This is a genomic window from Bacillus luti (assembly GCF_009739945.1).
GTDB classification, from domain to species: domain Bacteria; phylum Bacillota; class Bacilli; order Bacillales; family Bacillaceae_G; genus Bacillus_A; species Bacillus_A luti.
The window spans coordinates 1,930,878-1,952,601 of the sequence record NZ_CP040336.1 but is presented as its reverse complement, the minus strand read 5'-3'; the positions used below and the strand labels follow the sequence as shown (position 1 = coordinate 1,952,601).

Below are 21,724 nucleotides of genomic sequence, written 5' to 3'. Positions count from 1 at the left end.
TTTTCTAACTTTTTTTTAAAACTTTATAATAAAGCTCTATTTCCGTTTTCAACGAACAATTATTTCTCCAAAATATCCTCTGCATCTTTTCATTTGAAGTATGTGTGCCTCCGATGTAATAAGTAGCCCCCATTTCCTTTAACATATGTAACGATTGAAGATGCAGCTGGGAGGCAATTCCTTTCCCGCGACAATAAGGCATTACCCCAAAATAAAATAACCGTCCTTCATTTTCTGTTCCCTGTTCTATATGCGGTACGGACATGCCAATCGGCTCATTTTTATCATAAAAAACAATACATGACTTTTCCCAGCCCTTACCTAACTCTGTTTGCACTGAATAAAAATGCTCATCGATAGTTAAAATAGAAGTTTGATTCGCTGAACCCGACATACATTGTTCCCAAATATATTTAAATTCTTTTTCCGATAACGTTTCTTCTGCTATTGATCGATATGTATATTGTCTTTCAAGCTCCTCTATATTGTTCAATTCTCTACATACTTCTATCTTTGCGGCATACAAAGAAAAACCTGCATGAAGTAACACTCTCACACTTGAGCTATAACTACTAAACCTTTTGTTTAATACAATACTCGCTCTTTTTAATTCCCATTTCAAACAAACCTCTTCCAATCTACTTATCTTTTCTTTATATGTTTGTACGTTATACAAAACATCTTCTTCTATTTCTTCAATTGTTACTGCATTTGGTAAACCATTTAATACTTTTTTGGAAGGACCGAATAGATTCTGAATGATTGCAAGATCGTATATCACCACTTCAATTCACCTACACCAGGCTCAATAAACTTTCCTGAAGCTCCCTCATTTGACTCTATTACCCACTCATATATATTTTGAGCACCTTCAGCCGGAGTCAAATCAGCATCAAAAGCACCAATTTCAGTCTTTAATTTTCCAGGGTGAATGGCAGTTACACCAATTCCTTTATCCTCAAATTCTTGTTGTAAGCAGAGTGTTAACATATTTTGTGCAGCTTTAGCAATTCTATATGAATATGAAAACTGACCTTGTGGAAACTCTTTGTTCGCCATCTTATACAATGAACCTAATCGAGAGGACACATTTATTATTCTCGGATGATCCGATTTAGCTAAAGCTACATATGTACCTTTTACAGCTCGAATTACACCTAAGCAATGAATATTAAATAAGTCCGTTAACTCCTCTGAATTCGTATGTAAAACCTCCGTTTCCTTTCCGGGTATCCCAGCATTATTTATAACTAAATCAATATACTCTGTCTGTTCCGCAAGTTGATTCTTAATTTGCGCGGTACTCTCATCAGCCGATAAATCTGCTAATATAGGAAAACATCTACAACTAAACATTTGCTGTAATTGCGTTACCGCAACCTCAGTTCTAACTAACGGATAAATGATATGCCCATTTTCATGAAATATTTTTACTAACTGTAACCCTAATCCGCGATTTCCACCTGTAATAAACACTCTCATATATCCATCTCCTTATTTTTAAAATAAATAAGAAAATCCATCCACTTACCATTCTCTAACGAAAACGCCTCTCTCTTGCATTCAAAAGAAAAACCTGTTCTTTCCGCAAGACGAACGGATGGCTCATTATCAACACGTATATGTAATTCGATTCTATGAAAATGAAAACTATTAAAAAATAACGATATCGCAGCTTTCACACTTTCCATGCCATATCCATTTTTCCAATATTGATTATGTATGGAATACCCCATCATCGCCCACTGATAGTCCATACGTAAAATTTTTATAAGCTCTAGCTTACCAATATTAGCTCCATCTTCTTTACGAAAAATACCTAATACATACATCTCATCTCGATGTGCCGCTTCATCAAAGCCTCTTATCCATTCCGTGAACCATTCTTTTGTTGATGATGCCATAACTTGATAACCATCATCATATTTATACTGCGATGGTAACCTCTTATTAAATCCATCTAACCAACTTTCATAATCATCTTTTTGAAACGGACGGATCATAAGTCTCTCTGTCTCTATTTGTAATAGCGGCAGCTTCATTTACATCTCTTCCCTTAATTAATATTTGAATATTCTTTATTATCTTACACAAAATACAAAATCTAGTAAATTATTATGTTTTTGATAAAGTGAAACTTTAATCAGTGGGGGTTTTCTTCATCCCCCACTGATTATTAGCCTTCACCAATCGGACTTTTATGGGCAGTTGATCCCCCACCTAACTTCTTTGCTTTCGCTGAATTTTGAGGTGGGGGTCTTACTGCCCATTAAAGTGGGATAAACAAGGGCCTGTTAAACTACACTATTGATTTTTGAGAAATACAAAAAGGAAACCCTGTTCTGAAGGGTTTCCTTTTGTCATCATACTACCAATCTTATCTGTAATTTAAAACCTTGTATTCTGTCTTTAATATTCCATAAAAATCAACATCTTCATATGTATTTAATAAAAGCCTATTCTGTCTTAATGTGCCTTCTTTACGTAAGCCCGACTTCTCTAAAACCTTAATCGATGATCGATTTCTAGAAATGACAGATGCCCAAATTTTATTTAAACCTAATTCGATAAAACCAAAATGAATCATCCTGTTTACAGCCTCAGTTGCAAAACCCTTTCCCCAATATTGCTTACCAATCCAATAACCAAGCTCACCTCTATTGTTACCCTTGTCAATTCTTAGTGTAATTGTACCTACAATTCCTCTTGATTCTTTAGAGACAATTCCTAAAGGATATTCGATTCCTTTCCTTATAAGTTCTGGTTGCATATCAACCCAATCTTGCGCGAACTCCAATTTATATGGATGCGGAAGCCCAAGAATATTAGCTAATTCCTTGTCATTGGCCAATTCTCTAATTCTACATACATCATCATTGGTAAAAGGCTCTATACATAAATGCTCAGTTTCTAATTTTATAGCCATCTTTTCTCCCCCTTGTACTGAAATTAGTTAGCTCCCTTTATTTTCAATATCACACCAAAAACACAAAATTTTTAAAATCTTTATGATATCTACTAACAGAACCATAAACAAAAAATCCAGTTATGCTTTGTACATAACTGGATTCCTCATCATTTAATCGTTTTTATTTTACAAGTATATTTTCTCTTAATTCCCTTTTCAGTACTTTCCCTAAAGCATTTTTCGGTAATTTGTTCATAAATACAACTTTGGGTATTTTATAGCTTGCTAGTTTTTCTTTACAATGCTGTATAATTTCTTCTTCCGTTAAAGACGTTTGCATATCTTTTACAATGTACGCATTCGGAACCTCACCCCAAAAGTCATCCGGAACTCCAATTACTGCAACTTCTAAAACACCATGTATTTCATGAATAACATCTTCTACTTGATCTGGATATACATTGTCACCACCGCGTATGATAACGTCTTTATATCTTCCCATAATATGCAGAAATCCGTCGTCATCTATCATGCCAGCATCGCCCATGTTAAACCAATTATCTTTTACTACCTTCTTTGTCGCCTTTTCATTATTCCAATACCCTTTAAACATGTATGGACTTCTTACATGAATCTCTCCAACTTCATTTGTTGTTAGTTCATCGCCTGTTTCTGGATGAACAATTTTCAAATCTACATGTTTAAGTGCTTTCCCTACAGAAGACATCTTTTCTTTTCCCATCATTGGATGCCATGATGTTACAACCCAACCTTCTGTACTACCATAGCCTTGCACCATATAGATTCCTTTTTCCATATATTTTTGAATAAGTGTTTCTGGCACTTTTGTTCCACCGCTTTGTGCTACTTTAAAAGTAGAAATGTTACGTTCTTTTTTATTTAGTTCATCAAGCATATAGCTATAAACAGCTGGGAATGCAAGCATTGTAGTAATTTTCTCTTCTTCAATCTTATCCCAAATAAGAGTAGGGTTCGAATCAGCTAAGAAAATCATCGAAACGCCATGATAAATACAATTTAAAATAGAAAGCACGCCACTCATATGAAATAATGGATGCACGGATAAAAAGCGTTCACCCGCTGGAATTTCTCTTTGTCCTGCAATTTCATTAAAATAATGATGTAAGTTTTTATGCCCAATTACACATGCTTTTGCCTGTCCAGTCGTTCCCGAAGTAAATAAGTAAATCGCATCATCATCTTCATGAACTTCTACATTCGGTTCTGTACTTGGCTGTTCTTGTAATGTTAATTCAAATGAACCAAAACCTTCTTCTGTCGTTTTAATTACATCAGGAATTTCTTTAACAGCATCAATCTTTAATAAAACTTTACTAAATTCTTCATCAATAACTAACACTTTTAATTTTGCTTCTTTTATTATCGTTTCTAATTCATAAGTAGTAAGCTGATGGTTTAGCGGAATAAATACAACCCCGATTTTTAAACTTGCCATCATAATGCTTGGAAACGGATGATTATTTTTGCATAGTATTCCTATACGATCTCCTCTTTGTACACCGTTATGTAACAAATAGTGTGCAAGCTGGTTTACTCGTTCATTATACTGTTGAAACGAATACCTTTTCCCTCCGCCTACAAGCGCTTCCAAATTTGGTGATTGCATTGCTCTTTTTTGTAATAATTTTTGCATCGTTCTCAAGTAAAACTCCCCTTTATATATGTTAGGTTTTTTATTTTACCAGATTAAATATTAATTTACTAAAGATTACACTTAGTGAATATAAAATGAATAAAAAAAGCCATTTACTTCACAAGTAAATGGCTTTTTCTCCTTATATATTAGAATATTTCTTGTTCATTACATATTGCACATACTCAGGTGCACTTTTATCAATCTCTTCATCACTTAATTTATATTCGGCACCGTATAAATAAAATGAAGGTATAAATTTCATATCTGTATATAAGCACGTAGCTTGAAATGGTTTCGTTAATTCATCCATTGTGATTCCGCTATTTTCATAGTCTTTTTCTAGTCCACCTATCGAAATAGCTACACCAAATTCTTTCCCCTTCACTTTATCCCCTTTTGATCCATACGCAAATCCATACGTTAATACATCGTCAAACCATTTTTTTAATAATGGTGGTGAGCTATACCAGTAAAGTGGAAATTGAAATATATATCTGTCATGTTCTACTAACAGCTTTTGCTCTTCTTCAATATTAAATTCCCAATTTGGTGCCGCTTTATATAATTCATGCACCGTAATTTCATCCGAATATTTCTCAAGTTCTTCTATCCATCTTTTATTAATTTTTGATTTTTCAATTTCAGGGTGTGCTACAATTACAAGTGTTCTCATCATTTTCCATCCCCTTTGTAAATTATTCAATCCTTTACGTATGAGTATGTATGAGTTACATATAATTGAAAAGTACGTACTTTCAAGTGCTTTAGGAACCTTGAAGTACCTGTGGAGGTGTTATATGAATCAAAATGATGATTGCCCAATTGCAACGACACTCGAAGTGATCGGTGGAAAATGGAAAGTTCATATTTTATGTATTTTGACAGATCGAAAAATGCGAACAAATGAAATCAAACGAGAAATTCCAAACATTACACAAAAAGTTCTTACACAACAACTTCGGCAACTTGAAGCTGATGGGATTATCCATCGTACTGTATATCAAGAAGTACCACCAAAGGTTGAATACACAATAAGTGAATACGGAAAATCTTTAATGCAAATTATGGATGAATTATTTGAATGGGGAAAAGATCATCAAATCAAAAGATTACATGACTAAAAAACTACCAACTTCTTTACATACTAGCGGGAACGGCACACCACTATCAAGCTAACAAAAAAACTCTAATAAGAAAACTGTCATTTTTATAGTCCATTTAAACTTTAGCTTGATAGTGATACGGCGAGACCCAAATAAAGAAATGTGTTAAACAAATTAAAAACAACAACGCATACGACTAATGTTAATAAAAAAATTATAGTCGCTGAATTGCTTTCGTACCCTCTTCTTAATTTTAAAGTCTAAACAGTCACCCTTTAACCCAAACTTAATAATATCGCTTTTGTACGATTATCTGTTACTTCATAATAAATTTCTAATCCTTTTCGATTACCTGTAACAACTTTAGTAGCTTTTAGTTTAGATAGATGTTGACTAATTGTGCTTTGAGGCATTTGTAATGTTTCATACATTGTCGTTACGTTAATAGGTCCTTTTGCAACCATTATTTTTACTAAAGATAAACGGACAGGATGTGCCAATACCTTTAATACTTCAGTGATTTCTTCATACATTTCTTTCATATGTTTTCTCCCCTTTTATATAAACATTAATGATATCCATATATATAATTCGAAAGGATATACAATTTTGTGTCCGTCGTTTTAAAAAATATTTAGAAACTCCTTCAGACGAAAGGAATCCCCCAGTTCAATATTCTATAGATTTCTTTTCACTCGATATTATGTGGTAGAAGCTTTCCTTACTGAGACCCTCTTCCATTGTTCTTTTGCTGATGTCCATTATTCCCTTGCGATCCCCTACCGTTGTTCCCTTGCTCATGTCCATTATTTCCCTGAGGCCCTCTTCCATTGTTCTCTTGCTGATGTCCATTATTTCCTTGAGGCCCTCTTCCATTGTTCTCTTGCTGATGTCCATTATTCCCTTGCGATCCTCTACCGTTGTTCCCTTGCTGATGTCCATTATTTCCTTGGGACCCTCTTCCATTGTTCTCTTGCTGATGTCCATTATTCCCTTGCGATCCTCTACCGTTATTCTCTTGCTGGTTCCCATTATTCCCTTGCGATCCTCTACCGTTATTCTCTTGCTGATGTCCATTATTTCCTTGCGATCCTCTACCGTTATTCTCTTGCTGATGTCCACTATTTCCTTGCGATCCTCTTCCATTGTTCTCTTGCTGATTCCCATTATTTCCTTGAGACCCTCTACCGTTATTCTCTTGCTGGTTCCTATTATTTCCTTGAGGCCCTCTACCGTTATTCTCTTTCTGATTCCCATTATTTCCTTCTATTTGCTTCGGTTGTTGTTCCTTAGATTGCTTTTGTTCTATATACTCTTTCTTCTCGTTGCTTTCTTCTTTTACAGGAGATGCGTCCGGTGATACATCAGAAGATGGCTTTTGCTGTTCTTGATGAGGCTGCGGTGCAGGAGGAGTAAGCAATTTTTGCTTCTCATTCTCTTGATTTATGTAAACACCTATGCCAATTCCTGCTTTCTTGGCATTATCACGCATTTGCATCGTACTAGTTTGATCTACAACTGTAACTTGTTTCATCTCATACTCTTTCTTTAATTCTTGCATAGCCTTTTCCAACTTTGGCTCTAGTGACTTCTCCTTTGCAACAGCTGTAAGTATAACTTGCTTATCATTCGTTAAGTACTTGTCCTCTTGGCTCTGCTTTATAATAGTACGTATTACGTCTTGCAAATTTTTATTTTCCCATCTCTTCAATTCTTTTAAAATACGCCTCCCATCATCATTACAAGCTCGCAAATCTATTACACGAAGATCCTTTGTTACGCTCACCTCTAAACTAGGATTTATATCAACTGAGACATAAGCAAACACTTTTTCTTCCGGTTGGTTATGGAAAAACAGCAATACACATAGAAAACAAGCACCCAGTAATGATGCAGGCTTTAAGAAAGAAGGGATTGAAAAACGAGATGCTCTTTGTTCCTGTTCGTTAAAAGAGACTTCCTCTCCAATCATGTAAGAGTATGCTTTTCTTTTAAACGTAATAAACTCTCCATTTGGAGTTAAAACAACTACGCTACGCTTTTTTATATCCATCACAATTCCTTTATTCATCATGCTTCTCCCCTCTTATGTAATCAAGAATATATGTATAGTTATTTGCAAAGATAATACACATTGCAATAATGTATTTTCTATGTCTCTCCAACGTTTTACGACTTACCCTAACACGCGGTTCAATATGTTTCAGCGGTAACTTTTTCTTTCTAAACAGCTCTTCCATCATTTCCTCGTCTTTTATAATAATCTTCACAATTTCTATTAAATGCTCACGCGTATCTCGATGCTTAGGAGATTCTTTAGCAAGCTCTAAAAATGTGATTTTAAACTCAGCTAGCACACTTTGAAAATGAAGGATTTCCTCCTTACGGTTACTATTTTCCATCTCCTTCATATACTCTGAAAGCGATACCTGCATTTCTAACATTTCCTCTTGCTCATCTTCTTTTAAAAAGACACGGTTATGCTTAGACTCCTTGCGTATATAGTCAATTACATCTCTTTTTATAAGAAGATCAGCAAACGCTAGAAAAGATTTTCCCTTTTTATATGAATACTGTTCAATTGCTTCGTTAAACGCAAACAATCCAATACTATATTCATCATCCTGTTCTGTAATATATCGGCGGCAAACAGATGAGATTGATTTTCTAATAAACGGCTGATACTGTAAGATAAATGCTTCTTTATCTTCTTCGTTATTTTGTATGTTACATACGATATCTTCTATTTTCGGTTTTCTTAAGATCTTCATTACTAAACTCAACACTGGTAATCTCTCAGCCTCCTTCCAACAGCAAAATGGTCACTAAACAAGTGACCATTTAACCACATTTTCTTGGTACTTTTCTTTTGGCTTGTCTTCTTGATGTTAGTTATATTTTTAATCTACTCTATTATTTTCTTCCGCTTATTTTACTTACTCTTTTTCTATTTTAGCTACAATCTTTGAATAACTCTTCTTTATTTTTTTGGTAATTCCATCCTTTTCTTTCGGATTCCCCACCTAATCTAGCATTTTTATTTATGTTTCAATTTTTAATATGCACTTTACTTTCCATACTATATAAATATTCGAAGGAACAAATCATTTTATGGGGGTCAAAAAACATTTTTACAAAATAAAAACGCTATTCTTTCTAAACGAGCTAAATTATTAGAAAGACTAACGTTTTCATTAGTATTTTATTCGTTGTTTTATTTCTTCAAAACGAGCACGTATAATTTTTTTGATATCCGGGTGATCCTTATATAAAGTAACAGTATACATGATGGAAGATGCAAGAATAGTAGACCATATTAACCAATCTCCAGCATGAGAAAGAACTTTAATTATTTCACTCGTAAATTGTTCCTGTCCGTCATGAAATGTCGATACGAGAGCATTAAGGTTGAATAATAATAAAATGACAATTCTCCCTAAAAGCATAATAATCCATCCGATAATATACGAATAGCCTCCAACACTACATAATTGATTATTATGATGAAAAACTTTCACTCTCTTAGCTTGCCAATAACCAACTATCGCACCTAATATAAGCAAGCTTATTAATTCAATTGTTATTATAAAATCCAATCTATTTGGAAGACCCATATAAGTTCTAATGATAGCCATGATTGGTATACCAAGAAGATCAAAACTATCTACTTTCTTTGGGATAAGCTGCCTAATAATTAATATAATAACGACTACAAGAATAATAATGAAAACTTTATTCATGCGATCAATCCCTCTTTTTTCCTTTTAAGTAATACTCAATAAGCTGATTTACTTTTTCTTCTGAATATGATTCTGGTGTTTGAAGGACATGAATTACTAACCCGTCGATAAATCCGTACAGTATCTCCAATTCCAACTCTCTATTATACCCTGGTTTGACATAACCTAGCTCCTTCATTAAATCTAGGATCATTCCCATAAGATACCTCGTATGGTCATCCATTTTCTTCCGAAGTTCAAGAAGCTCTGGGGAACTAAAAGAGATACCTAGGAATGTAATCCAAACCTTCCCTTCCAACATTTCTTCTTTATTTAAAGGAATAATAAATTTCATTAATCTTCTAAGTGCCTCTTCTTTCGTTCCTTTAAAATCACTTGTACGAGTTTTTGCCCGTTCTTCCATTCGATTCAACACTAAATTCATCGCATAATGAATTAATTCATTTTTAGATGAAAAATGATGCTGAACAAGCCCGACCGAAATGCTTGCTTCATCAGCGATTTGCTGTATGGAAGCTTTATCAATGCCTTTTTCTAATATTACACGCCAAGTAGCAGTGGCGATTTGATTCTTCCTTTGTATTTGATCAACTATTTTAGGCATTCATATCCTCCTCCCTTTTTATAATATGATCGTATTATAAAAAAAGTACCTTAAACAATATGATCATATCGCTTTAGGTTTTACAGTGCTATCAAGCTAACAAAGCAAAATTCCCGTAAAATAAAAAAAGACGGCATTCCTGCCGTAACATTAAAAAAAGGCTTCAAATTTTTTATATACTCCTACTGCCGACGTTCAAAAGCTAAACGTACAGCAAGACCCGTCAAAACACTTGCCATAAGCCAACGCTGCACTCGAAGCCACGTTGGGCGTGTTCCAAACCATTTCGCAATTTTACTTGCTGTAAATACAATTAGGAGGTTTACTAGAAAGCTAACAGTGATTTGTGTAAGGCCCAAAACTGCACCTTGTAGAAGCAACGATCCCTTCTCAGGATCTTCAAATTGAGGTAAAAGTGACACATACAAAATAGCAATCTTTGGATTTAGAAGATTAGTCATAAGTCCCATTAGAAATAATTTCCGTGGTGGCTCATTAGAAATTGTACGAGGTTCCATAATTGAAGTTGCACCCGGTTTTATCGAATTCCAGGCGAGCCAAAGTAAGTAAGCGGCACCTGCCCACTTGACTGCTTCGTAGACAGCTGGTACTGCAACGAATAGAACTGTAAGTCCGAACATTGTTGCGATTATATAAATTACAAATCCGAGCATAATGCCCAAGAGAGAAATAAATCCTGCCATACGCCCTTGCGTAATAGAACGAGAGATGAGATAAATCATATTAGGCCCAGGTGAACAAACCATGCTAAGTGAAACAATTGCAAAGGCTAACAAAGTACTAAAGCTGACCATAACCCTTCCTCCTTTATCTTACATAAAATTTCCTATTGTACATTTTATCATGATTGAGGAGAGAAAAGATTAATATAAGCCGATGCAGCTAAGTAATATTGTCGGATCGAATGTATTATGCACTCTCTTAAGTAAGGATTAAAAATAACCTATCCATAAAGCTACTAAAGCTACTACCAACAAAGCAAAACAAATTGTGATATTTCGAACCCACTTTTGTATATCATCAAAATATCTTTCTAGAAATATAGAGTAAATATAAACAAAAATAAATAGAACAACGAAAGTAAAAGCACCCAATGTATCGTTAAACTTTTCATTTGTAAATGTGCTTACATGAAGGAATAGAAAAACAAACACTACTATGAATAGCTCAAATATCCTTTTTTTATTCAACCCGCCACCACCTTACAGTAATTTCCTTTTATTCCATTTTATCAGAACATAATGTGTAGTAGCATATGAATATTATATTCATGTCAAAAAGGCTAACAATTTAAGATTGTTAGCCTTTTTTAATCATGCCTTTTATTACTTTACTTCCTAACAACCGGAATCCACATTTCACCAAACACTAAGCCGTTTCTTTGCCCCATCGCAACCGTTGTATTCGGCCCACCAACATAGGCAAAATCTTTTGCATCTGGTAAAGCTTGACCGAATGCGATGCCAGTCAGCTTATTACTTAACTCTTCAGCCGTTTTGTCTTCTCCTTTCACTACTACGTATTCTCCCCTTGGAAACTGAATCACTCTAGACTCTTCTTCTATTTGTGCTTCTGTCATGACACCAGCATAATACATCATCTTGTTATTCACCGCTTCGCTCACGGAAAAAATGTAATCATTTGTAGCTAAAGATTTTAAAGTGTCCAGCCTTCCATCTTCTTTAACAGCTGACCAAAAGTCTTCCTTTTCTTTATTTATTCCCGCAAAGTCTGTGTATTCGCTCTTAATTTCAGTCCCAATACCTAACACGATAAAGCTATCTTTTTCTTCAATAGTGTAATTTTTCATTTTCAAAACCTTCCTCTTGTTTTAAATTAATCAAACGATTTATCTTTTCATCTGATGAGTTTATAATATCTTTAAATCATGTCAAAAAATGATACTGTTTAGGAGACTCAAATGAAAAAAGTTGAACGGATTAATACCATCATGCGATATATCAACAACCGCTTCCATTTTACAATTTCTGAAATCATACGAGAATTTAACATCTCACGTTCGACAGCTGTTAGAGACATTAGAGAAATTGAAGCTATGGGGATGCCACTTGTAGCCGAAGTCGGAAGAGCTGGGGGATATTCTGTTATGCATAACTCTATCTTACCCGTTGTTCGCTTTACTGATAATGAAGTGAAAGCTCTTTTTATTGCCTTTATGGCTACAAGAAATCAACAACTTCCCTATCTAAAGAGTCGTCAATCTTTAGCCGAAAAACTACTAGGACTCATTTCAGAAACCCAGCAAGATGACCTTGTTCTTTTAAATCAACTCTTGCTTTTTGAAGGGACTAACCCACATAATCCTGACCTACTTGAGCTTTCTGACCTCCCCCATCCTATGTTAGAAAAACTCATCCAAATCCTTCTTTTGGATAGACATTTATTGATTACTGTCAAAGAAGAAGAGAAAATCGAGTCTTATCCAATTTTTCTATTACATCTTTATCAAGAAAGAAGTCAATGGATTATTGAAGGATTTGACCTAAATGAAGAAAAGAAGATGATGTTTCCCGTAGATGACCTCATCAATATCGAACCGTACACGACGAAAAAAAGGCTAAACAAGAAAAAGATTTCAGAAAAACTAAGTAAGAAAGACGAAATTATCAATTTGGTACTTGAACTTGGTCCGACAGCAATTGCCCAGTTCAAAAAATACCACCCTTTCAAATTTTCAATATCTTATACAAATCCTTACCAATCTACAGCCATTTTAAAAACATTTATCGATGTTAACAATTCCGATGAAGTGACGGAAATAACAAATTGGCTACTTTTTCTAGGGAAAGATATTACAATAAGGGAAATGCCTGAAGAAGTATTAACCGATTTACAAGCACGGTTATCTTTATATTCCCCATAAGCATTGATCAGTTAAACCTCAAAATATTGAGTTTAATTCGTTACCAGTTGCCCATATTTTCAAATACAATGAGTATAATACTGGTAAAAGACAAATAGAAAGAGCATATTTTGAAAAAAGATTAATCAAAATATGCTCTTCTTTCATCGAATTGCTCCACTAAAACAACGGTTAATCCAATAACCACCTCATATAATTTTTTTCAATAACCTTACTATAAGTGGTGTCTTTAATGTCTCCTTTATTAATGAATTTTTGTGTTTCATAAAATTACTGATCTGTTTTCGCCTATTTGGAACCATTAACAAAGGTAATCTACTAGGATTAAACCACCCAATTTTTGCAGTTTCAGGTCCATTATTTATTGGCTCTCCTCCTAGTAATCTCCCTGAAAATAAATGTTGCATATCATCGTATTGAGGTTGGTGATATTCTCCTATTTTACGCTCAATAACAATTATATAGCCTGTTTCTTCTTTAGTTTCTCTTATAGCACACTTCTCTAACTGTTCATTTTCTTCTAGTTTTCCCCCAGGCAAATCCCAGATAGGATAATCATTTCGTTTAACTAGTAATATTTTTCCTTCATTATTATCAACAATAGTAAAGCACCCTGTGGTTTTTGTAGTATTCATTATAAATATACTCTCCTTAACTTACCCAATTGCCAATCAACTAGTATTTCTCTTTGTCTAAAAAATTTCCTTCTCGCTGAATTAAATGGACCATATAAAAAGAAAAGCACGGAAAATCTTCCGTGCTTTTCTTTTTATATATATTATTCCGATAAATCCAGTTACCTCGATACTTACCCTAACTGACGTTTAAATGCTTTACTAGCGAAGAAGTAAGAAATAATCATTATGCCTACGCACCAAGCGAGTGCAATCCAAATATCGTTACCAACAGTTCCTTCATATAATAGAGCACGAATCGCATTCACGATTGAAGTTACAGGCTGATTCTCAGCAAACGCACGAACAATTTTTGGCATCGTTTCGGTAGGTACGAAGGCCGAACTAATAAACGGAAGAAAAACGAGTGGGTACGAGTATGCTGTCGCCCCTTCCATAGACTTTGCTGTCAGCCCTGGAATGATAGCTAGCCATGTCAGCGCCAGCGTAAACATCCCAAGTATCCCAACTACCGCGAGCCAATCTAGAATATTGGCGCTGGAACGGAATCCCATTAAGAGTGCAACAAGGATAACAACCACGATAGTAAGCACATTAGCAACAAGTGAGGTTAGTACGTGAGCCCACAATACTGACGAGCGTTTGATAGGCATCGTAATAAAACGTGCCATAAGTCCGCTCTTTATATCCGTAAATAATCGGACAGAAGTGTAAGCTACACCGGATGCGATAGCCATCAGTAAGATTCCTGGCAATAAATAATTAACGTAGTTATCCGTTCCTGTCTGTATAGCGCCGCCAAATACGTAAACAAACAACAGCATCATCATAATCGGCGTAATCGCTACCGTAATAATCGTATCCGGACTGCGCATAATGTTGCGCATTAAACGACCTAGTAATACTCCTGTTTTGCTTTTCATTTACATCTCCTCCTTTTTGCCGATGATTGCAAGGAATATTTCTTCCAATGTTGGCTGTTTCTCGATATACTCCACTTTTGCTGGTGGGAACATCTCTTTCAGCTCGGTAAGAGTACCAGTCGTAATGATTTTTCCGCCATGCAATATAGCAATACGATCCGCCAGTTGTTCTGCTTCCTCTAAGTATTGAGTCGTTAGCAAGATTGTTGTGCCTCCGCCGGCGAGTTCCTTAACCGTATCCCATACTTCGATCCGCGCTTCAGGATCAAGCCCTGTCGTTGGTTCGTCGAGAAAAATAACTGCTGGCGTCCCAATCAAACTCATAGCAATATCAAGTCGGCGTTTCATCCCTCCCGAATACTGGTCTGCCCTTTGGTTTGCTGCATCAGTCAGGCTGAATCTTGCAAGCAAATGGTCAGCGACTTGAGCTGGATTGGAAATCCCGCGCAACTTGGCAATCATTATCAAGTTTTCTCTCCCAGTAAGCATACCGTCTAAAGCTGCGAACTGCCCTGTCAAACTAATACTTTGCCGAACATGATCCGGTTGACGCTGAACATCAAAACCACAAATACTTACTTCACCACCATCTTGCTTCATCAGCGTCGAAAGGATATTGACCGTCGTCGTCTTGCCAGCTCCATTTGAGCCTAGCAGCGCGAAAATTTCACCACGCTGCACCTCAAAATCCACTCCCTTTAACACTTCTTTATCTTTAAAAGATTTTTTTAACTCTTTTACAGAAATCGCTGTATTACTCATACTTGTTCCCCCTTATAAAATTAAATTACCTACACCCTCTATTTAGTATCACTGATATTCTGTATTACTTAGTAGTGGTTGAAAATATAACTGAATAGCGATGGCAACAGTTCACATTTATAACCAGCTAATCAGTCGGTATTACTTATTGTATTTATTTTTTTCTCAATTTCTTCATGATACTTTCATTTAAATCTTCACGATACTTAGAGACATATGTTTTAGCGTTTGCCACTAGTTCATCAGCAAACGATGCTACATCCTCCCCAGTAATGTCTAGCACTTGTCTGCCTTCTGCTGCACCATTTTCAAACAAATCGATCAATTCATACTGTATGTGCAGCATATCCATCCCGTTACCTGCTGAAAAATTCCACATGTAGTTTTGAATTTTCTTAAACACAAACTGGTAGTCTTCTGGCAGAGCCTCAACTCGTGCCATCATCATTTTGTACTCTTTTTTATCACCAATTAATTTTTTGAACATTTCCAACATCTTATTTTCCTCCTTTTTTATAAAGCAGAACAAGAAACTCTCCAAATATGAGACGGAACATTTTATATTATGAGGCTAGTTTGACTTCAAGACGTTAATTTTTGAAGATACAAAATCCCATTTTTTCCAAAACAATTCAAGCTCCAGACGGCCATCCTCATTTAATGAATAAAACTTACGAGGCGGTCCCATATCTGATGGTTTCTTTTCAATATTCACAAGCTTTTTCTTTTCTAATCGTACGAGGATGGTATAAACCGTTCCTTCTACTACTTCGGTAAACCCAAGATCATTCAGGTGACGTGTAATCTCATAGCCATACGTTTCACGGCGGCTAATGATTTCCAGCACACACCCTTCCAGTGAACCTTTCAGCATTTCAGTTAAATTTTCCATGTTCTGATCCTCCTTTACCCCCTATTCTGTCTGACTTATATTCAGTATTACAGAGTACTAAGGCGAATTTTTTACCGAATAGATTTTGAGAAACCGCACTATTCAGTATTACTTATTACAACTACATTGTATGACTAAGTAGCGGTAGATGTCAACTGATTTTCAAAATTTTTCTAAAATCAACTATTACCTATTGTTTATTGAAAATTTTTTGAGAAACAACACTACTCAGTATTACCTATTACAAGTACATTGTATGACTGAGTAGTTGTAAATGTCAACTTGATTTTTATATTTTTCTAAAATCAACTATTACCTATTAGATACAGCCAATTTTCTTTCTGAAGAAATTTCTCCACATCCCTACCCCGCTAAGAAAAGAAAATACTCCAAAACAAATATTCTACATTTTTGTTTTGGAGCGCTATACTATACCGAAATTAATAAGTCAGATTATATTTTTGTTACGATAACATCATATCCATATCTTCTGCTGCAGTTGTAATTAGTTTTAAACCAAATGTTTCTTGTAATACATCAAGCACACCAGATGAAATAAATTCAGGCGCCTTTGGACCGATGCGTATGTCTTGAATACCAAGACTAAATAGCCCCAGTAAAATAGCAACCGCTTTTTGTTCAAACCATGATAGGACAATGCTTACTGGCAATTCGTTCACTTCACATTGGAAAGCATCAGCTAGAGCGGCCGCTATTTTCACTGTAGAAATTGAATTATTGCATTGGCCTAAGTCAATGTAACGCGGAATCTCCGTACCAGGTACCATACCGTAATCCACATCGTTAAAGCGGAATTTCCCGCAAGAAGTTGTTAAAATAACTGTTTCTGGCGGAAGTGACGTTGCTAATTCACGATAATATTCTCCGCCTTTTCCGGGAGCATCACAACCTGCGATAACAAAGAAACGCTTAATCTTTCCTTCTTTTACTGCCTCAATAATTTCAGGAGCTAATGATAATACTGTATTATGATGAAACCCTGTTACTAACTGTTCATCCGACTCCATATGTACTTCTGGAAGTTCTAGCGCTTTTTGAATCAATGGTGCAAAATCATCATTTTTAATTTTTTGTACACCCTCTAAGCCTGCAATATCATATGAAAAGAATCGATCAGAGTATGATCCTTTAATTGGCATAACACAATTCGTTGTCGCTAATATGGCACCTGTAAATTTTTCAAAAAGACGTCGTTGATCATACCATGCCTTACCGATGTTTCCTTTTAAATGCTTATATTTTTTCAGCTGCGGATAACCGTGTGCTGGTAACATTTCAGAATGAGTATAAATATTAATTTCTTTTCCTTCTGTTTGCTTTAACAATTCTTCTAATGCAAATAAATTATGACCAGTAACTACAATTGCTTTACCTTCTACATGGTTTTGTGTAATTTGAACAGGCTCTGGAACACCAAAGTGATTCGTATGTGCCTCATCTAACAACTCCATTACTCGTAAAGCTGCTTTGCCAACTTTCATAGCCATATCAATATGTTCTTGTTCATTAAAATTAGAATTTGTTAATGTCATATACAACGCTTCTTGCGTCGTAGCATCTACAAATGCATCTGTATACCCTAGCTGAGCAGCATGTGTACGATAAGCAGCGATTCCTTTTAATCCAAACACAATTGTATCTTGCAAACTTGCAATTGTTTCATTTTTACCACAAACACCTATTACTTTACATCCGCCTGTTGGCGTTTGTTCACATTGATAACAAAACATATCATCCCACCCTCTCCCAATCATTCCTTACAACCTAAGCATAATGCCCATTGAGGAAAAAGGATGTGACATCAATCACAATAATATGTATAAATTTGTGACAGTTCACATTGTTGACATAATATTTTTACTGTCTTCTTATATTAATACTTGGTGATCATTTATTCGCATAATGTATCGGATCACTTTTAAGGAATACAAATATCATATCCATCTAACATTTCACAAATTTTTCCTTACTAATGGTACAATTAAAGTTATGGAGGGATAGCATGGTATATATGATGTTTTATTACGGAATACTGTTTCTTATACTTGGTATTGCAGTATTTCTGTTTATTATGGCTGGGTCACGAAAAATTAGGAATAAAAATCTTTCATTCGTATTGATTGGTTTAGGGGTAAATATACTTGCAAGTCCAGTGGCACTTTTTATAGGAGTGATGGCAACAGATTCTCCATATAGTACTAGACTAGATTTTTGGAAAGGTTTTTTCTTTATTCAAGGAATACCTCTTTGCTTACTACTAATAGCTTTCATTTGGTGGCTTATTCGCCCGCCAAAAGTAACGGTTCAAACGAGTATTGAAAAAGAACTTGAACAAAATAGTAAAAGCACTAAGAAAAAAGCCACACGGAGACGTCACATTACTGCCTTACGTATCGTAATTCCAATTATTTTAGTAGTAGGCTGTTTGTCTTACATTTTGTATTTATACGACATTACACTTAAAAAAAGTCATTCTCCAAATAATAAAAATACGATTAAAGTAGTGAAACTAGATTCAGACTCTTCTCTTGATCCCACTCCCGTCAGAATTAAATACGGCTTATGGGAACATTTTGACACAAGTATTGCAAATGACGGGGAACGTCTCGACTCCTCAGATGTCTCCATAGATTGGAAAAATGATTATGAGGCAACAATAACGCTACGAGAAAAAGAATCCGTACCTGAAGTTGTGGAATTTAACATATCAAATAAATCCAATGGTCCTGTTTTTAAGAAGGTACAAAAAGTGGTCAGTTCCTTTACCTTTCAAAAAAGTGAATCTCCCAATCTCATAAATATTATCGAGCTTAGAGAAACAATAAAATCAAAAGGGCCAAGTCCCAGCTCAACTGTAAGAATCTATTATGGGAAAAGAGGTAGCATTTTAGAAAAATATAAAGAGGTCACTCTTAAGGAAATGTATACGACAGACAACTTCAATATCAATTGGAGACACGATGAACAAGTACAGGTAGATGTATTAGAAGAAAATGTAGTAACAGCTACTATCGTGATTGATTTATAAAAAAGAAGAAAATCAATCACGATAACTGGTTCATACACGCTTAATAAATTATCATACATAAGTTTTCGCAATACTAGTAGAGGAAGAGTAACAGAGCCGCTCGATCCCCTGTTAAAAAGGCATTATGAGAAACCTCTTTATTTACAATACATTTACACTATCTTAACATTATTTACATTATTTATATGATATATTTATACTTAAGAAATTCCATATACATTTTATCTTTATGATCTCTTATCTAATCGATAAACAGATCATGTTATATTTTTATAACAGGGGTGAATTAGAATGACTGAAACTTTAAAAACACTTATAATGCTTGATGTTACTTACGTTATTATAGGAATTATGACGGTACTAGTATTTGTATACTTAGAATTAAAATCTCAGTAACGTATGCTGGCGTAATCGAGAGCTTCAGCATTTAAATATAGTTAGAAGAAAGAGATGGGGAAATTATTTTCTCCATCTTTTTTGTATTCCAAAAATTTCTTAAATCACCAATAAGCTTCGGCATTATTTTATTTTTTGTTTCTTACTTCAACACATAGTTATTATCTATAATAGACAATTCATTTCCAAAGCTTGTTCCGTCTTTTCTTACATATTTTTGTTAATCTTTCATTCCATAATTCTCAAACTCTTTCGCATTCCCATAAAATACATTCAAATCAATATACTTTTCTTTTCCATTATAGCCTCTTAATTTTCCACGGTTTGTGTATTGCCAAAACGTCCAATTTCTTTTATCGGATATACTCGGTTTCGTAAGTACACTACGAATCCAAATATCACATTGAGGATATACATCCTTTATGTACAAATCGTACGCCTCTTGAGTTGCATACAATATTACTTTCTTGTCATAATGTTTTTCTAGTATTTTCACCATTATTGACAACTCTTTCGTAACATTTTCACGCTTTGGAGGATCGTCTTTTTTATTAGCGTAAAACTCAACATCTATTACAGGAGGCAACGCTCGTTCATTCTTTGGAACAGTTCGTATATATTGCTCTGCTTGCGTTTCACCCTTACTATCAAAACTAAAAAAATGATACGCTCCAGTGCGCATACCTGTCTTATTCGCACTCGTCCAATTTTTCGTAAAGTACTCATCCACAAACGCACTCCCTTCAGTAGCCTTTATAAACGCAAACTTCATATTTTGCTTTTCAAACTCTCCCCAATCTATCTCCCCTTGATAAGATGCGACATCTATCCCTTTTATTTCATACTTATCCGCACTTAATTGATTTGGAATAAATATTCCTTGAAAAACTAAGTAAGCTAAAACACCCATAACACTAATTAAGATAAGAGCTCCTCTAATAATAAGCTTCTTTTTCATTCATATCCCTCTTCTTTACAAATTAAAACTCAACTTACCATTCACGCTCTTTATTAATCATCATTTTTTCTTTAAACGCCTTCTCTAAATCAATTTCTAACTTATTGGCTAAATCACATATATTCCAAATTACATCAAACATTTCTAAACCAATTTCTCGTTTTGAATCTTGTATTTTATCACGCTTTAATATTACCTCTGCCAACTCACCTAATTCTGCCATTGCATACATCGTACGTTCTTCAATTGTTGTATCTTGAAACCCTTTTTCTTTACTGAAATGTAATACGTACCTCTGGAATTCCGCAATGTTCATATGTAATCTCCCTTCATCACAAATACTCTGTTTTTCTATTACACTTAAAATCAAAATTGCATTTTGTTAAATTATAACATTCATACTATAATTTATTTATAGTCCATTAATGGAGGTGTTTTCAATGACTCTCTTCGCTTCCCCATCATTATTCATAGTAGCAATCATTTCATTTACACTCGCTTATTTCATCGGAGTTAAACAATACACTTGGCTCTTATCAGGATTCAATGAACGCCGTGTGCCTGATAAGATGAAGTTATCAAAAATAGTGGGGCTTTATAATTTAACTGCCGGCGTTATCGCCACAATTGGCAGTGTCTTCACTACTCCTAATGCCAAAATCTTATTTCCTATCATTATAATTGGCCACGTTATAATCGCTGCCTATGTAAATACACGTATGGTGCAATGAAAAAAGACCATCCAATCGGATGATCTTTTTTATAATTTATCGACATATTGCTTCGCTTCTAATAAGGAAAACCCAAAAGCCTCTCTTACTCTCTTAACTGCCTTAACTTTTTTTCCTTCTTCCATAAGCTGACGTAATTCTTTGTTAATCTCAGCTTTATTAATTTCAGGTTCTCTTTCTACAATCCCCATTTCTTTCGTGATTAATTGTAATTTATCTTCCATCCGCTTTAAACGTGCATCATTTTTCTTTTCAATTCTATTTAATTTTTCAACGATATAAATAAACCCAAAGATTGCTATCGGTATGATTATCCAAAATTCCATGACTATTTCTCCTCACTAGCTTTCATTTGTTTTACTCCACTAACTTATGTAAATTTTACCATAACAAGAACTTAATGTATAATATTAATATACAACATTGTTAATAAGACCTTT

Annotated in this window: 27 protein-coding genes; 4 read left to right on the top strand and 23 right to left on the bottom strand. The window is 34.7% G+C overall.

Annotation, left to right across the window (positions count from 1 at the left end):
* Positions 1 to 4: 4 nt before the first annotated feature.
* The 6 genes from EUC40_RS10015 to EUC40_RS09990 all read right to left on the bottom strand — a co-directional run bounded on the left by EUC40_RS10015 (position 5) and on the right by EUC40_RS09990 (position 5,259).
* The gene (locus EUC40_RS10015; protein ID WP_156576926.1) at positions 5 to 781 is read right to left on the bottom strand and encodes a GNAT family N-acetyltransferase; all 777 of its coding nucleotides are present in this window, start codon (positions 779 to 781) and stop codon (positions 5 to 7) included.
* The gene (locus tag EUC40_RS10010; RefSeq protein WP_156574790.1) at positions 778 to 1,482 is read right to left on the bottom strand and encodes an SDR family NAD(P)-dependent oxidoreductase; all 705 of its coding nucleotides are present in this window, start codon (positions 1,480 to 1,482) and stop codon (positions 778 to 780) included. Before EUC40_RS10010 ends, EUC40_RS10015 begins: the two co-directional genes overlap by 4 nt.
* Complete coding sequence (locus tag EUC40_RS10005) at positions 1,479 to 2,042, bottom strand: GNAT family N-acetyltransferase (protein ID WP_156574787.1); 564 nt, start codon at positions 2,040 to 2,042, stop codon at positions 1,479 to 1,481. The genes EUC40_RS10010 and EUC40_RS10005 overlap by 4 nt, the downstream gene beginning before the upstream one ends.
* Positions 2,043 to 2,377: 335 nt before the next feature.
* Complete coding sequence (locus EUC40_RS10000) at positions 2,378 to 2,926, bottom strand: GNAT family N-acetyltransferase (RefSeq protein WP_156574785.1); 549 nt, start codon at positions 2,924 to 2,926, stop codon at positions 2,378 to 2,380.
* Between the two features lie 163 nt (positions 2,927 to 3,089).
* Positions 3,090 to 4,592, bottom strand: a complete 1,503-nt coding sequence (locus EUC40_RS09995; RefSeq protein ID WP_156574783.1) for a class I adenylate-forming enzyme family protein — start codon at positions 4,590 to 4,592, stop codon at positions 3,090 to 3,092.
* A gap of 133 nt (positions 4,593 to 4,725) precedes the next feature.
* Positions 4,726 to 5,259 carry an NAD(P)H-dependent oxidoreductase gene (locus EUC40_RS09990; protein ID WP_071711676.1) on the bottom strand — a complete coding sequence of 178 codons (534 nt, stop codon included), beginning with the start codon at positions 5,257 to 5,259 and terminating at the stop codon, positions 4,726 to 4,728.
* 124 nt (positions 5,260 to 5,383) lie between these two features.
* Between EUC40_RS09990 and EUC40_RS09985 the strand changes: the two genes are divergently transcribed.
* Entirely contained in the window at positions 5,384 to 5,707 is a 324-nt protein-coding gene (locus tag EUC40_RS09985; RefSeq protein ID WP_156574781.1) for a winged helix-turn-helix transcriptional regulator, read from the top strand.
* A gap of 257 nt (positions 5,708 to 5,964) precedes the next feature.
* On the opposite strand, the gene EUC40_RS09980 is transcribed toward EUC40_RS09985, so the two are convergent.
* The 8 genes from EUC40_RS09980 to EUC40_RS09945 all read right to left on the bottom strand — a co-directional run bounded on the left by EUC40_RS09980 (position 5,965) and on the right by EUC40_RS09945 (position 11,864).
* The gene (locus tag EUC40_RS09980) at positions 5,965 to 6,231 is read right to left on the bottom strand and encodes an ArsR/SmtB family transcription factor (RefSeq protein WP_156574779.1); all 267 of its coding nucleotides are present in this window, start codon (positions 6,229 to 6,231) and stop codon (positions 5,965 to 5,967) included.
* A gap of 179 nt (positions 6,232 to 6,410) precedes the next feature.
* Positions 6,411 to 7,760 carry an anti-sigma-I factor RsgI family protein gene (locus EUC40_RS09975; protein WP_280115272.1) on the bottom strand — a complete coding sequence of 450 codons (1,350 nt, stop codon included), beginning with the start codon at positions 7,758 to 7,760 and terminating at the stop codon, positions 6,411 to 6,413.
* On the bottom strand, positions 7,753 to 8,475 hold the full coding sequence (gene sigI, locus EUC40_RS09970) for an RNA polymerase sigma factor SigI (RefSeq protein WP_156574774.1): 723 nt from the start codon (positions 8,473 to 8,475) through the stop codon (positions 7,753 to 7,755). The genes EUC40_RS09975 and sigI overlap by 8 nt, the downstream gene beginning before the upstream one ends.
* A 408-nt stretch (positions 8,476 to 8,883) precedes the next feature.
* A complete protein-coding gene (locus tag EUC40_RS09965) occupies positions 8,884 to 9,429 on the bottom strand; it encodes a hypothetical protein (protein WP_156574772.1) in 546 nt (181 codons plus the stop codon).
* Positions 9,430 to 9,433: 4 nt separating this feature from the next.
* Positions 9,434 to 10,033: a TetR/AcrR family transcriptional regulator gene (locus EUC40_RS09960; protein ID WP_156574770.1), complete on the bottom strand. Its 600-nt coding sequence runs from the start codon at positions 10,031 to 10,033 to the stop codon at positions 9,434 to 9,436.
* A gap of 182 nt (positions 10,034 to 10,215) precedes the next feature.
* Positions 10,216 to 10,848 (bottom strand): LysE family translocator, encoded by a 633-nt coding sequence (locus EUC40_RS09955; protein ID WP_156574768.1) that lies wholly within the window; start codon positions 10,846 to 10,848, stop codon positions 10,216 to 10,218.
* A 138-nt stretch (positions 10,849 to 10,986) separates the two neighbouring features.
* Entirely contained in the window at positions 10,987 to 11,244 is a 258-nt protein-coding gene (locus tag EUC40_RS09950) for a DUF3963 domain-containing protein (protein WP_156574766.1), read from the bottom strand.
* 140 nt (positions 11,245 to 11,384) lie between these two features.
* Positions 11,385 to 11,864 (bottom strand): GyrI-like domain-containing protein, encoded by a 480-nt coding sequence (locus EUC40_RS09945; RefSeq protein ID WP_071711502.1) that lies wholly within the window; start codon positions 11,862 to 11,864, stop codon positions 11,385 to 11,387.
* Positions 11,865 to 11,975: 111 nt separating this feature from the next.
* On the opposite strand from EUC40_RS09945, the gene EUC40_RS09940 reads away from it, so the two are divergent.
* Positions 11,976 to 12,938 carry a helix-turn-helix transcriptional regulator gene (locus EUC40_RS09940; RefSeq protein ID WP_156574764.1) on the top strand — a complete coding sequence of 321 codons (963 nt, stop codon included), beginning with the start codon at positions 11,976 to 11,978 and terminating at the stop codon, positions 12,936 to 12,938.
* 188 nt (positions 12,939 to 13,126) lie between these two features.
* On the opposite strand, the gene EUC40_RS09935 is transcribed toward EUC40_RS09940, so the two are convergent.
* From EUC40_RS09935 to hcp, 6 genes are all read right to left on the bottom strand, one after another.
* Positions 13,127 to 13,573, bottom strand: coding sequence for an NUDIX hydrolase (locus EUC40_RS09935; protein ID WP_071711500.1), 447 nt, complete (start codon positions 13,571 to 13,573; stop codon positions 13,127 to 13,129).
* 173 nt (positions 13,574 to 13,746) lie between these two features.
* On the bottom strand, positions 13,747 to 14,496 hold the full coding sequence (locus EUC40_RS09930) for an ABC transporter permease (protein WP_156574762.1): 750 nt from the start codon (positions 14,494 to 14,496) through the stop codon (positions 13,747 to 13,749).
* A complete protein-coding gene (locus EUC40_RS09925) occupies positions 14,497 to 15,258 on the bottom strand; it encodes an ABC transporter ATP-binding protein (protein ID WP_156574760.1) in 762 nt (253 codons plus the stop codon).
* Between the two features lie 154 nt (positions 15,259 to 15,412).
* Complete coding sequence (locus EUC40_RS09920; RefSeq protein ID WP_071711497.1) at positions 15,413 to 15,754, bottom strand: DUF1048 domain-containing protein; 342 nt, start codon at positions 15,752 to 15,754, stop codon at positions 15,413 to 15,415.
* 75 nt (positions 15,755 to 15,829) lie between these two features.
* Positions 15,830 to 16,150 carry a PadR family transcriptional regulator gene (locus EUC40_RS09915; protein WP_156574758.1) on the bottom strand — a complete coding sequence of 107 codons (321 nt, stop codon included), beginning with the start codon at positions 16,148 to 16,150 and terminating at the stop codon, positions 15,830 to 15,832.
* A gap of 464 nt (positions 16,151 to 16,614) precedes the next feature.
* Positions 16,615 to 17,901 carry a hydroxylamine reductase gene (gene hcp / locus EUC40_RS09910; RefSeq protein WP_156574756.1) on the bottom strand — a complete coding sequence of 429 codons (1,287 nt, stop codon included), beginning with the start codon at positions 17,899 to 17,901 and terminating at the stop codon, positions 16,615 to 16,617.
* Positions 17,902 to 18,173: 272 nt separating this feature from the next.
* On the opposite strand from hcp, the gene EUC40_RS09905 reads away from it, so the two are divergent.
* Positions 18,174 to 19,199, top strand: coding sequence for an MFS transporter (locus EUC40_RS09905; protein WP_156574754.1), 1,026 nt, complete (start codon positions 18,174 to 18,176; stop codon positions 19,197 to 19,199).
* A 616-nt stretch (positions 19,200 to 19,815) separates the two neighbouring features.
* Here EUC40_RS09905 and EUC40_RS09900 read toward each other — a convergent pair.
* Both EUC40_RS09900 and EUC40_RS09895 read right to left on the bottom strand, forming a co-directional pair.
* Positions 19,816 to 20,553 carry a glycoside hydrolase family 25 protein gene (locus EUC40_RS09900; protein WP_156574751.1) on the bottom strand — a complete coding sequence of 246 codons (738 nt, stop codon included), beginning with the start codon at positions 20,551 to 20,553 and terminating at the stop codon, positions 19,816 to 19,818.
* A gap of 34 nt (positions 20,554 to 20,587) precedes the next feature.
* Positions 20,588 to 20,869, bottom strand: a complete 282-nt coding sequence (locus tag EUC40_RS09895) for a MazG nucleotide pyrophosphohydrolase domain-containing protein (protein ID WP_156574749.1) — start codon at positions 20,867 to 20,869, stop codon at positions 20,588 to 20,590.
* A 124-nt stretch (positions 20,870 to 20,993) separates the two neighbouring features.
* Between EUC40_RS09895 and EUC40_RS09890 the strand changes: the two genes are divergently transcribed.
* Positions 20,994 to 21,284, top strand: coding sequence for a DUF3784 domain-containing protein (locus EUC40_RS09890; RefSeq protein ID WP_071711491.1), 291 nt, complete (start codon positions 20,994 to 20,996; stop codon positions 21,282 to 21,284).
* A gap of 29 nt (positions 21,285 to 21,313) precedes the next feature.
* Here the strand turns inward: EUC40_RS09890 and EUC40_RS09885 are convergent, their stop codons facing one another.
* The gene (locus EUC40_RS09885) at positions 21,314 to 21,610 is read right to left on the bottom strand and encodes a hypothetical protein (protein WP_156574747.1); all 297 of its coding nucleotides are present in this window, start codon (positions 21,608 to 21,610) and stop codon (positions 21,314 to 21,316) included.
* Positions 21,611 to 21,724: the final 114 nt, after the last annotated feature.